Origin of the sequence: Halomonas sp. G15 (genome assembly GCF_021282295.1) — a bacterium.
In the GTDB taxonomy this organism is placed as follows: Bacteria; Pseudomonadota; Gammaproteobacteria; order Pseudomonadales; family Halomonadaceae; genus Halomonas; species Halomonas alimentaria.
On the sequence record NZ_JAJSPA010000043.1, the window covers coordinates 18,125 to 29,312 of the forward strand.

The window sequence follows — 11,188 nt, forward strand, 5'->3', positions numbered from 1 at the left end:
CAATAACGCCCGCGCCGGGGGCTCCGGCGCGGGCGCTTCATTGTAACGCCGCGGCCATGGCGGCGGCCAATCATGGCCATTGAAACATGAGCTATCGCAGTTACCCGTACCAAGGGGCGCTGGGGACAAGTCGTAGAGGAGGTCCGAGGACCAGGGATGGCCGAGGTAGCGTACAGGGAAGTATTTACAGCGCCTCCTCGTAGGCTTGTCGCCAGATCAGCCCCGAGCCAACAAGCTGCCTACTTCGCCCCGCTCGCCTTCTCCCGCTCCTCGTCACGCAGTTGGCGGCGCATGACCTTGCCCACATTGGTCTTGGGCAGCTCGTCACGTACCTCGACGGTGCGCGGGACCTTGTAGCCGGTGAGCTCCTTCTTGCACCAGGCGCGCAGCGCCTCGGGGTCGATCTCGGCACTGCCGCGGGGCACCACGAACAGCTTGATCGCCTCGCCGCTGGCCTCGTCGGGTACCCCCACCGCCGCCGACTCGAGCACGTCGGGGTGCTGGGCCACCACGTCCTCGATCTCGTTGGGATAGACGTTGAAACCCGAGACCAGGATCATGTCCTTCTTGCGGTCGACGATGCGGATATAGCCGTCCTCCTGGAGCACGGCGATATCGCCGGTATGGAACCAGCCTCCCGCGTCGATCACCTGGGCGGTCTCGTCATCGCGGTTCCAGTAGCCCTTCATCACCTGGGGACCCTGGACACAGAGCTCGCCCGCCTCGCCGAAGGCCAGGTCATTGCCGTCGGCATCCACCACCTTGACCCGGGTACCGGCCACCGGCTTGCCGATGGTCCCCAGCTGGATGGCATCCACCGGGTTGAAGCTGACCACCGGTGAGGTCTCGGTTAGCCCGTAGCCCTCGGCGATGTCGCAGCCGGTGACCTCCTTCCAGCGCTCGGCCACCGGCTTGGTCAGCGCCATGCCCCCGGAGATGGTCAGGTGCAGCCTGGAGAAGTCCAGCGAGCGGAAGTCCTCGCGGTTGCACAGCGCGTTGAACAGGGTATTGAGGCCAATGAAAGCGGTGAAGGGCACCTTGCGCAGCTCCTTGACGAAGCCCGGCAGGTCGCGCGGATTAGTGATCAGCAGCGAATGGTTGCCGGTCTCCATCAGGAACAGACAGTTCACCGTGAAGGTGTAGATGTGGTAGACGGGCAGCGGCGCGATCACCACCTCATTGCCGTGATCGAGGCCGGGACCGATGGCCTGGCCGGCCTGGAGCATGTTGGCCACCAGGTTGCGATGGGTGAGCATGGTGCCCTTGGCAAGCCCCGTGGTACCGCCGGTGTACTGCAGCGCGGCGATATCATCGAGGTCGCGCTCCACGTCGTGGTGCTGGCGTGCGGCGCCCTCCTTCAGTGCCTGTCGCAGCGGCGTGTGTCCGGGAAGCCGGAAGGCCGGCACCAGCTTCTTGACGTGCTTGACCACCAGGTTGATCAGCGGCCGCCGGGGAAAGTCATGCAGGTCGGCCAGTTCGGTCACCACCACGTGCTGGATATCGGTGCGTTCGATGATCTTCTCGAGCTTGTCGGCCATGTTGGCGAGGATCACGATCGCCTTGGCGCCGGCGTCCTTGAACTGGTGGGCCATCTCCCGCTCGGTGTAGAGCGGGTTGGTGTTGACCACCACCAGCCCGGCACGCATGGCGCCGAACACCGCCACCGGAAACTGCAGCACGTTGGGCAGCTGGATGGCGATGCGGTCGCCCGGCTGCAGGGTGGTCTCGTGCTGCAGCCAGGCCGCGAAGTCGCCGGAGAGGCGATCCAGATCGGCGAAGCTCAACGTCTGGCCCATGCAGCTGAAGGCCGGCTTGTCGGCATACTTGCCCACCGCGGCGTGGAAGATATCGGTGACCGAGCGGTATGCCTCCATGCCTTCGAGCTCGGGGCCTTCGAGAATGGGGGCGTGGGCATGTTCACTCATGACGTGTCTCCGCAATATCGCCGATGCGCCATCGACGCTTGTTGTTTTCCCGTGGCTACCTTACTACCGCGCCTGGAGCGCTGTAAAACGATCGATTCAAACTACCGTTTGCAGCGCTCGCCGGCAACTATGCCGACGCCTGGTGACTGCCGAAGCGCGCGCAGATCTGGCCGTCGCGCCACACCAGCAGCTCACCGGGCACCATGCGCTCCCACGCCTCGTTGTCGGTCAGCGGCTCGGTGGCGATCACCGAGACAATGTCGTGGGTAGTGGTGTGCTCGGCGAAATTCACCGTCAGCTCGGCGTCGGAGAGGCTGGCCCTGCCGAAGGGGGCTCGCCGGGTGATATGCGCCAGCTTCGTCGAGCAGAAGGTGTAGAGGTAGTCACCGTCGGCCAACAGCAGGTTGAACACGCCCAGGCCCCGCAGCCGCTCGCAGAGCTGGTGCAGCAGCCGCCACAGGCCCTCACGCTGCTCGGCACTTTCCGGACGCTCAGGAAAACGCTGGCGCAGCTCGCCGAGCAACCAGCAGAAGGCGTGCTCGCTGTCGGTGTCACCCACCGGCCGGTAGAAGGTCAGCGGCAGCGATTGCCAGCCGGCGAGTTGGCCATTGTGGGCATAGCACCAGGGCTGGCCCCACATCTCGCGCACGAAGGGGTGGGTATTGGCCAGGCGAACCTGGCCGACATTGGCCTGGCGGATATGGCTGATCACGATATGCGACTTGATCGGGTAGTCGCAGATCAACCGGGCGATGGGCGAGCGCACCGAGGGGTGCGGGTCGCGGAAGTCGCGATAGCCGCCCTCCTCGTAGAAAGCGATGCCCCAGCCGTCGCGATGCGGTCCGGTGCCTCCACCGCGATGCAGGAAACCGGTAAAGCTGAAGCAGATGTCGGTCGGCACGTTGGCACTCATGCCCAGCAGTTCACACATGGGGGTCCTCCCGATGGGCGCGGTGTCGCTGGCGGCGGCGTCCACGCAGCATGAACAGCAGCAGTGCCACCAGCAGCAGGCCTGCGGCCACGGCCCAGGCCAGCGGCCGAGCGGCCAGTGCCGCGAGGTGCGGCAGCCAGCTCGTGCGCCAGCGCTGGATGCCGGCCGCAATCAGTTCATTGAGGGTAGCGACGAGGCGTTCCACGGTACCACCGGACGCCTCGTCGGCGCCGCGCCCGGTGGTGAGGTCCTGATGGAAACGCTCCGAGGAGAGCTCGCCATCCGCGGCGGCGAGATCGAGGCCGGTGGCCGACTCGGCAAACAGCAACAGGCGTGGCAGGCGCAGCGCATGGGTCTCGCCCTCCAGCTCCACCTCGGCACCCAGCAGCAGCGGACGACTGACGCTGTCGTCCAGCTCGGGGAGCGCGATCGTCCAGCGCCGCTCGCCCAGCGGTTCGACGGCGAGGCGATCACCGGCGAGCTCGGCCCAGAGGCGGGTGTTGGCGTGCCCCAGCTCGGGGTGGCGCGCCGCCATTACCACCCGCTGCGACTCGGGCTCATGGCTTGCCACCAAGGGGGCCAGCAGGTTGATCGCCTGGACGCGCTGTCGGACAAAGCCCTCGGCCTCGGCGCTGATGACCAGGCTGGCGGTGCCGGGCAGCGAAGGAGGCCGCAGCACTCCGCGGAAGCGCCCACCGTCACGCGCAAGGGTCGTCGCCGACTGCACCTCACCGCCGTCGGCGATGAGTTCGGCGCGCAGCGCGAGCTCCTCGAGTTCGCCATCGAAGGGCAGACCATTGCGCGCAAGCCACGCCTCCACCGACAGCGGGAAGCCCAGGAAGGCCGTGGCCGGCAACTTGCCCGTACGCAGGGCCAGCGCCGAGGCGACCCCGATGCGACTCTCGTCGGTGATCTCGCCCTCGACACGCCACTCGCCGGGGCTGGGCTCGGGCACCCGCAGCAGGTCGAAGCGCGGCTCCACCTGCCAGCGACCGCCCGGGGGCGGAGTGGCGGCGCGATACTCGCTGCCGTCCGGGCCCACCAGTACCAGCGGCTCGGCGCCGGGCTCGTGGAAGAGCAGCGCCGAGAAGGACTCGATGCCCGGCTCGATGCGAAATTGCCCGTTCTCCAGGGGGATGCTGTCGGCGGGGAAGATGCGTTCGACGATATCCAGGAAGGCACCCAGCAGGCTCTCGGGAGAGGCCACCAGGGCCGGCAGACCACCGGTCGTGCGCGAAAGCGATTCGACCAGCGCCATGTCGGCCTGGTCGGAGAAGGCGATGGCGTGAACCACCACTCCCTCGTCGGCCAGGCCCGGCGCCAGCTCTTCGAGCAGTCGCCGGCGCGAGGCGTCATCCACCTCGGGCTTGGCGCCGCGGGAGGTCGACAGGTCGATCACCCCATCGGTAAGAAGTACCAGATGACGCCAGCCGTCCGCCTCGGGGGCCGCGGCGCGGCGCACCGCGCTCTCGATATCGGTATAGGGCTGCACGCCGGCGAGGCGCGGACGCAGCTGGCGGGCGTCGGCGCGCCAGTCGCCATCCACCTCACCCCGAGGCAGGGGGTTGGCCACGGTCTCGCCGAAGGTCCACACGCCGGCGGTGGTTCCCTCGGGCAGCAGCGAGACCAGCAGTTCCAGGGCGCTGGCGCTGAGCCGCTCGGGGTCATTGGTGCGCATGCTGCCGGAGACGTCGATGATCACGCGCACTTCCGGCCGGCTCTCTACCGCCTGTGCCAATGCGGCAGGGGCCAGCAGCGCACACAGGCAGACAAGCACCAGCCAGCCGCCGATGCGTCGTCCTGCCAAGCCCCGGGCTCTGCTGGCCATCCTGGCCTCCTTATTCAATCACCCCTGGTCGAACACCCCTAGCCGATCACCGGCTCCCGGCGCTCGGCACCACGCCGATCGTCGGCATCATCCGCGGGCTCCTGCCTGACTTGCGCCCCGTCACGCCGCCTGCCGAGCCACCACAGCAGAATCCCGAAGACAGCCCCCAGCCCCGCGCCCAGCAGCGTCAGGGTCAGGGCCGGCATCAACGCCTCGGCATTGCGTTCCAGGAAGGCCACCGTCGCCACGACCACCGCGGGCGCGAGGCCGGTATAGAAATCCCCCTCCTCGAGCAGCGGCAGGCGGAAGCGCGCCGGCATCCACATCACACCCGCCACCAGCCAGGTGATCGGCAGCCGCAGCAGTCGCGGCAGGAAGGCCAGCCCCAGGTAGCCTGTGAGCAATACCACCAGCGACAATACGCCGTAGCTCAGCCATAGTAGGCTCATCGATTCGGTAATAGGCATTGCCACCTCACTTTTCTCTCATTCGAGTATGGTACATCCCGCGCCATGAAAGCACAGCCGCCGCAGCACCCCGACCGCCCCCTTTCCTCACCGGTTTCTCGCTTACGTCGTCCGGACGACCCCGAGTGGCACTGGCTGGAGGCGCGCGAGGACCCGGAGGTAACCGGCTTCCTGGAGGCCGCCAACGCCGAGTGCGATGCCTGGTTTGCCCCGCTGGAGGACCTCGTCGAGCGCCTCTACCACGGCCACCTGGCGCGTCGCGAGCTCGCCGTCCACGGCCTGCGCACGCCGCTGGACCACTATACTTACTGGAGCGAGACCGCCGCCGATGCCGACTATCCGGTGTGGTGGCGCCACCCCAATGGCAAGCCCGACCGCGCCACGCCCTTCCTCGACCTGGAGGCCCGCGCCGCGGCCCACGACTTCCTCGAGCTAGGCGACATGGCCCTGTCGCCTGACGAGCGCTGGCTGGCCTGGACCGAGGACACCACCGGCGACGAGATGTTCGACCTCTTCCTGGCCCGACTCCCCGACGGCGACCCCGTGCGCCTGCTGGAGGGCATCGGCGCCGAGCTGAGCTGGGCCGAGGACGATGCCACCCTGCTGTTTACCCGCTACGACGCCACCCAGCGCCCCGAGAGCGTATGGCGCCTGGGGCTGACCGAGGGCGAGGCGGACGAACCCGTGCTGGTGCTGCGCGAGGAGGACCCGGAGTTCTGGCTGGGCCTGGGCAAGACCCGCTCCCGGGAGTGGCTGGTGCTGGAGAGCGCCTCCAAGGACACCAGCGAGTGCCACCTGATACCGGCCCATGCCCCGGCCACGCCACCACGCTGCTTCCGTCCACGGGAGAGCGGCGTGGAACTCGCCCTGGACCATCGCCCCGGCCACTTCTACCTGCTGCACAACCGCGGCGCGACCCATTTCCGCCTCGACCGGCTGGCGGAGTCGCGCCTCGACAGCGGCGCCGACGCCGAACGCTGGCAACCGCTGATCGCCCACCGCGACAGCCATACCCTGGAGGGCGTCGACGCCTTCAGCTGGGGGCTGGTGATCACCGAGCGCGACCATGACGAGGCCCAGGTGCACCTGAGGGTCATGGAGTTCGACCCCGACCACGCCGTCACCCGGGACGAACGCCTGCCGCTGCCGGAGACGCCCTGCAGCCTGGCGCTGGGCGACGAGCCCCACTTCGACAGCCGCCGCCTACGCCTGCGCGAGGAGTCCTTCGTGCTGCCGGTCAGCTGGATCGAGCACGACCTGGACAGCGGGGCGCGCCGCCTGCTCAAGCAGCAGCCGATCCACGGCGACCTCACACCCGAGCAGCTCGCCTGCGAGCGGCTCTGGGCGACCTCCCACGACGGCGAGCGCATCCCGGTCTCGGTGGTGATGCGCGCCGACCTGGTCGGCCACCCGTTGCCGACCCTGCTCTATGGCTACGGCGCCTACGGCGAGGTGCTGGATCCCTGGTTCTCGGTGGCCCGCCTGGAGCTGCTCTCCCGCGGCGTGGCCTTTGCCGTGGCCCACGTGCGAGGCGGTGGCGACCGTGGCGAGCCCTGGTACCTGGCCGGCAAGCTCGAGCACAAGGCCAACAGCTTCCGCGACTTCCTGGCCGCACGCGACGCCCTGGTGGAGCACGGCATCGGCAACGGCGAGCGCATCGCGGCCTACGGCGCCAGCGCCGGCGGCCTGCTGGTGGGTGCCAGCCTCAACCTGGCACCGGAGGCCTTCTGTGCGGCAGTGCTCGACGTGCCCTTCGTGGACGTGCTGCGCACCATGGAGAACCCCGACCTGCCGCTGACCACCGCCGAATACACCGAGTGGGGCAACCCCGACGACCCCGATGCCCGGCGGCGCATCGGCGCCTACTCACCGCTGGACAACCTCGCCAAGGCCCCCTACCCCACGCTGTTCCTGCAGGGCAGTTGGCACGACACCCGGGTGCCCTACTGGGAGCCGGCCAAGCTCTATGCGCGGCTTACCGAACTGGGAAGCGCACGCGGGCCGGTGCTGCTGCGCACCGACATGGCCGCCGGCCACGGCGGTGCCTCGGGTCGTTTCAAGGCATGGCACGACGGCGCCCGCCAGGACGCCTATATCCTCTGGGCGCTGGGCGTGGTGCATCTCGAAGCCTAGCCTGCTGCGCAACGGGGGGAGCCGAGGGCTGCCCCCCCGGACAATCAATCGATGGGTATCACCGCGATGATGTGGTCCTCGTAGTGCTCCTCGGGGACCCCGCGGCTGGAGACGGCGAAGCTGCGCACGCTGACGCCCTTGCGATGGACTCGCTCGGGATCGCCGCTGAGCAGCGGATGCCAGGCGGCCAGCTTGCGCCCCTCGGCGACCCGACGGTAGGCGCAGGAGCGGGGCAGCCAGCGAAACTCGTCTACCCGCTCCGGCGTCAGCTGGGTGCACTCCGGCACCCGCGCCAGACGATTGGGATAGTCGCTGCAGCGGCAGCTGTGGATATCCAGCAGCTCGCAGGCCAGGTTGAGCACCGCCAGTTCGCCGGTCTCGTCATCCTGGAACTTGAGCAGGCAGCACTGGCCGCAGCCGTCGCAGAGCGCCTCCCACTCCTCGGCGGTGAGCTCCTCGAGGGGATACTGCTCCCAGAAACGTTCTCGCATGGCACCTTCCAGTCATCCTGCTGAAGAGCAGGCATATCGGGGCTGACCCGGTGACAGGCCTGCGAGGAGGCGCTGTGAATACCTCCCTGTACGCTACCGACGCCTTCCCTGGCGTAGGACCTCCTCTTCGGCCTGCCCCCGGCGCCCCTGGGTTAAGAGGGGTTCCCGCAGCGTCGGGCGCGATAAAGCGAGCTTCGCGCGGCGCCGGGCACTATAAAGCGGGTTTCGCGCGGCGTCGGGCGCGATAAATCAGTACCGCGCCTCGGTGGGGGTGCGGTAGAGATCCAGTAGGTACTCCTCCTTGGCGGGGGGCATCTGCAGGTAGAACCCCTTGTCGCGGATCGCCTGCATCACCTCGTCGGCGCGGGCACGGCCCAGCCGCTTCTCGGGGCTGAGGATCAGCGTCATGGCCGGCTGCGGCTTGCCGAAGCGCGCAAGCAGCGGCTCGGGCACGCGCTCCACGCCCTCGCGCTTGTCGACGTAGAGATACATCTCCTCCTTGAGCGGACTCTTGAACACCTGGCACAGCAGCCGGTTGCCGGATAGGCGGTCGTCATTCATCACGCTAGCTCCTCCAGGGCCTTCACCAGGCCCGCATTCAGGCGTTCGCCGCGCCAGCCCTGTGGCAAGGGCAGGGCTTCTCCCTCCAGGTGGGCGGTCAGCAGGGCTTCCAGGTCGCGGCGACGCAACAGCACCTCCGGGGCCAGCCCAAGCGCCTCGGCCTCGGCATTGACCACCTTCTTCAGCGCCTTGATGCCGCGCTTGAACTCGGGCTCCATGGGTGACGGCAGCTCGCCGGGCAACTCGGCCGCGTCGCAATGCCGCGCCTCGGCTACCAGGGCCAGCAGGGTATCGCCGTCGCGCTTGACCAGGCTCGGCTTGACGTCCTCGAGCCGCGATAGCTCGAAGCGGTTCTCCGGCATCGCCTCGGCGATGGCGAACAGCACACGGTCGTGAACCAGCCAGCCCCGCGGCAGGTTGCGGGCACGTGCCTCGCCTTCGCGCCAGGTGGTCAGTCGCCGGTAGGCCTCGATCTGGCGTGGCGCCAGGCGCCACAGCTGGCGCTGGCGCAGGTACCACTGGCCGTCGGCGGCCACGCTGCGCTCGGCCTGGGCCAGCATCGCCTCGCCGTCGGCCTCCAGCCAGTCGCGGCGCCCCAGGCGCTCGAGCTCGCGGCACTGCTGCTCCCACACCTGCACCAGGTAGACCACATCCAGGGCGGCGTACTGGCGCTGTGTCTCGGAGAGCGGGCGCACCAGCCAGTCGGAGCGGGTCTCGTCCTTGGGCAGGCTCTCGCCGACCCAGTGCTCCACCAACTTCTGGTAGCCCATGGCGGGATTGTCGCCGAGCAGCCCCTGGGCGACCTGGGTATCCACCAGCGGACGCGGTGTCACCCCGGCCCAGCGCGTGAAGACTTCCAGGTCCTCGCTGGCGGCGTGAAGCAGCTTGAGCGGGCCCTCGGCCAGCAGGCGGCGGAAGGCATCGGTGCAGGCCACGGCCTGGGGGTCGACCAGCCAGGCCGGGCCTCCGGCGGAGAACTGGATCAGCGCCGGCACCGGGTAGAAGGTGTTCTCGCGGAAGAACTCGGTATCCAGGGCGATGACATCGGCGTCGGCCACCGCCTGGCAGGCGGCATCCAGGGCCTCGGGGGTATCGATCCAGTGAATCTCGGGGGTCAGGGGCATCGGGGTTCCGGCAGTGTTGAAAGGGAACGAGGCGAGCCGGCGTGGGCTCAGTCGCCTCGGAACGGCAGGCGGCCATTGAAGGCACGACTCAGGGTGCCACCGTCGACATACTCCAGCTCGCCACCCATGGGCACGCCATAGGCGAGGCGCGACAGGCGTACGCCGTGGGCCGTGAGCTGGGCGGCAATATAGTGGGCGGTGGCCTCCCCCTCGACCGTGGGGTTGGTAGCGAGTATCACCTCCTCGACCCCCTCCTCGGCGACCCGCGACACGAGGGCGTCGAGGCCCAGGTCCTCGGGGCCGATGCCGTCGAGGGGCGAGAGATGGCCGTGCAGCACGAAGTAGCGGCCGCGATAACCGCCGGCCTCCTCGATGGCGAGCTGGTCTGCGGGCGACTCCACCACGCAGAGCAGGCCATCGTCACGACGGGTGCTCTCGCACAACGCGCATACCTCATCCTCGGTGAGGGTGCGACAGCGCCGGCAGTAGCCGACGCGCTCCAGGGCATCCTCGAGCACCGCGGCCAGGCGCCGCCCACCGTCGCGGTCGCGCTCCAGCAGGTGCATGGCCATGCGCTGGGCGGTCTTGGGCCCCACGCCGGGCAGCACCCGCAGCGACTCCATCAACTTCTCGATGAGGGGTGAAAAGCTCATCGTCAGAACGGCATCTTGAAACCGGGCGGCAGATTAAGGCCAGCGGTCGCCTCTTCCATCTTGGCCTTGGAGTTGGCCTCGACCTTGCGCACGGCATCATTCACCGCGGCGGCCAGCAGGTCCTCGAGCAGTTCCTTGTCCTCCTCCATGACGCTCTGGTCGATATCCACCTTGCTGACATCGTGGCGGCCATTCATGGTCACCTTGACCATGCCCGCGCCCGCCTCGCCCAGCACCTCGGCGCGGGCGACCTCCTCCTGGACGCGCTGCATCTTCTCCTGCATCTCCTGGGCCTGCTTCATGATGTTGCCCATTCCACCCTTGTTGAACATGGTGTGTCCTCTCTGGTCGTCTAATGTAGGTCGCCGGCGGGTTTCACCGTGGACTCGATCAGCCGGGCGCCGAAGGCCTGCTGAAGTTGCAGTACATGGGGGTCGCTCCCCAGCGCCTCAACCGCGGCGGCATGACGCTGGGCCGCCAGACGTTCGGCCTGCTGGCGGGGAGTCTCGAGGCTCGACGGAATCTCTCCCTCCTCGACCACCAGCCGACGCGGGACGCCGTGCTCGGCCAGGGCCTGCTGCATGCGCTCGATATGGATCTCGGCGCGCATGGCGGAGAGGGTCGGGTCGAGGCGCAGCTTCAGCCGCTCGCCGTCATCCTCCTCCACCACACAGCCGGCGGCCAGGTTGCGGGTCAGGCCACCCAGGCCCAGCGCCTCGAAGCCGGCCAGCCAGTCGGCGTGGCTGAAGCGACCATCCGCTGCGTTTGACACCGCCGCCGGCTCGGGTTCCGCGGCATCGGGGGCGGCGGCCTGATCGGCCGATGAGGAGTCAGGTGGTGGGGTATCCTCGACGGCTGCAGAGGGCTCGAGCGGTGCCGCGTCGACAGGCGGCGTTGGCGGCCGGGATGCCGCAGGCTCTGGCTCTGGCTCTGGCTCTGGCTCTGGCGGCGATGATGTTGCCGGGCCCGACTCGGGTGCCGGGTCGGCCTCGACCCAGGGCGGCGGCGCGACCGGCTCGGCGGGAGGCTCGCTCGGCGGCGACGGTTCCCGGGAGCGCGATTCGGGAGCCGGCTC

The 11,188-nt window shown here is 68.6% G+C and carries 11 protein-coding genes; 1 reads left to right on the forward strand and 10 read right to left on the reverse strand.

Annotated features, from left to right (window positions below; genetic code table 11):
* Positions 1-239: 239 nt before the first annotated feature.
* The 4 genes from LWH48_RS15595 to LWH48_RS15610 all read right to left on the reverse strand — a co-directional run bounded on the left by LWH48_RS15595 (position 240) and on the right by LWH48_RS15610 (position 5,151).
* Positions 240-1,925, reverse strand: coding sequence for an AMP-binding protein (locus tag LWH48_RS15595; protein WP_269816242.1), 1,686 nt, complete (start codon positions 1,923-1,925; stop codon positions 240-242).
* A gap of 127 nt (positions 1,926-2,052) precedes the next feature.
* Positions 2,053-2,856: a class II glutamine amidotransferase gene (locus tag LWH48_RS15600; RefSeq protein WP_161432678.1), complete on the reverse strand. Its 804-nt coding sequence runs from the start codon at positions 2,854-2,856 to the stop codon at positions 2,053-2,055.
* Positions 2,849-4,684, reverse strand: coding sequence for a VWA domain-containing protein (locus tag LWH48_RS15605; RefSeq protein WP_232913268.1), 1,836 nt, complete (start codon positions 4,682-4,684; stop codon positions 2,849-2,851). Before LWH48_RS15605 ends, LWH48_RS15600 begins: the two co-directional genes overlap by 8 nt.
* Before the next feature lie 38 nt (positions 4,685-4,722).
* Positions 4,723-5,151, reverse strand: coding sequence for a hypothetical protein (locus tag LWH48_RS15610; protein ID WP_232913269.1), 429 nt, complete (start codon positions 5,149-5,151; stop codon positions 4,723-4,725).
* Between the two features lie 45 nt (positions 5,152-5,196).
* Between LWH48_RS15610 and LWH48_RS15615 the strand changes: the two genes are divergently transcribed.
* Entirely contained in the window at positions 5,197-7,284 is a 2,088-nt protein-coding gene (locus LWH48_RS15615) for a S9 family peptidase (RefSeq protein ID WP_232913270.1), read from the forward strand.
* 44 nt (positions 7,285-7,328) lie between these two features.
* Here LWH48_RS15615 and LWH48_RS15620 read toward each other — a convergent pair whose 3' ends face one another.
* The 6 genes from LWH48_RS15620 to LWH48_RS15645 form a co-directional block, all read right to left on the reverse strand.
* Positions 7,329-7,775 (reverse strand): YcgN family cysteine cluster protein, encoded by a 447-nt coding sequence (locus LWH48_RS15620; RefSeq protein WP_205743544.1) that lies wholly within the window; start codon positions 7,773-7,775, stop codon positions 7,329-7,331.
* Between the two features lie 249 nt (positions 7,776-8,024).
* On the reverse strand, positions 8,025-8,336 hold the full coding sequence (locus tag LWH48_RS15625) for a YcgL domain-containing protein (protein ID WP_232913271.1): 312 nt from the start codon (positions 8,334-8,336) through the stop codon (positions 8,025-8,027).
* Positions 8,336-9,460: a ribonuclease D gene (gene rnd, locus LWH48_RS15630; protein ID WP_232913272.1), complete on the reverse strand. Its 1,125-nt coding sequence runs from the start codon at positions 9,458-9,460 to the stop codon at positions 8,336-8,338. Before rnd ends, LWH48_RS15625 begins: the two co-directional genes overlap by 1 nt.
* Before the next feature lie 47 nt (positions 9,461-9,507).
* Entirely contained in the window at positions 9,508-10,113 is a 606-nt protein-coding gene (gene recR / locus LWH48_RS15635; RefSeq protein WP_232913273.1) for a recombination mediator RecR, read from the reverse strand.
* A gap of 2 nt (positions 10,114-10,115) precedes the next feature.
* On the reverse strand, positions 10,116-10,445 hold the full coding sequence (locus LWH48_RS15640) for a YbaB/EbfC family nucleoid-associated protein (protein ID WP_161432671.1): 330 nt from the start codon (positions 10,443-10,445) through the stop codon (positions 10,116-10,118).
* 20 nt (positions 10,446-10,465) lie between these two features.
* On the reverse strand, positions 10,466-11,188 hold a 723-nt coding region (locus LWH48_RS15645), incomplete at its 5' end, for a DNA polymerase III subunit gamma/tau C-terminal domain-containing protein (RefSeq protein ID WP_332875633.1).

Bases quoted from the DNA above. Each gene is read 5' to 3' on its own strand.
- LWH48_RS15610 (WP_232913269.1), bottom strand. From the start codon at position 5,151: ATGCCTATTACCGAATCGATGAGCCTACTATGGCTGAGCTACGGCGTA.
- LWH48_RS15620 (WP_205743544.1), bottom strand. From the start codon at position 7,775: ATGCGAGAACGTTTCTGGGAGCAGTATCCCCTCGAGGAGCTCACCGCC.
- LWH48_RS15615 (WP_232913270.1), top strand. From the start codon at position 5,197: ATGAAAGCACAGCCGCCGCAGCACCCCGACCGCCCCCTTTCCTCACCG.
- LWH48_RS15640 (WP_161432671.1), bottom strand. From the start codon at position 10,445: ATGTTCAACAAGGGTGGAATGGGCAACATCATGAAGCAGGCCCAGGAG.
- rnd (WP_232913272.1), bottom strand. From the start codon at position 9,460: ATGCCCCTGACCCCCGAGATTCACTGGATCGATACCCCCGAGGCCCTG.
- LWH48_RS15625 (WP_232913271.1), bottom strand. From the start codon at position 8,336: ATGAATGACGACCGCCTATCCGGCAACCGGCTGCTGTGCCAGGTGTTC.
- LWH48_RS15605 (WP_232913268.1), bottom strand. From the start codon at position 4,684: ATGGCCAGCAGAGCCCGGGGCTTGGCAGGACGACGCATCGGCGGCTGG.
- LWH48_RS15595 (WP_269816242.1), bottom strand. From the start codon at position 1,925: ATGAGTGAACATGCCCACGCCCCCATTCTCGAAGGCCCCGAGCTCGAA.
- LWH48_RS15600 (WP_161432678.1), bottom strand. From the start codon at position 2,856: ATGTGTGAACTGCTGGGCATGAGTGCCAACGTGCCGACCGACATCTGC.
- recR (WP_232913273.1), bottom strand. From the start codon at position 10,113: ATGAGCTTTTCACCCCTCATCGAGAAGTTGATGGAGTCGCTGCGGGTG.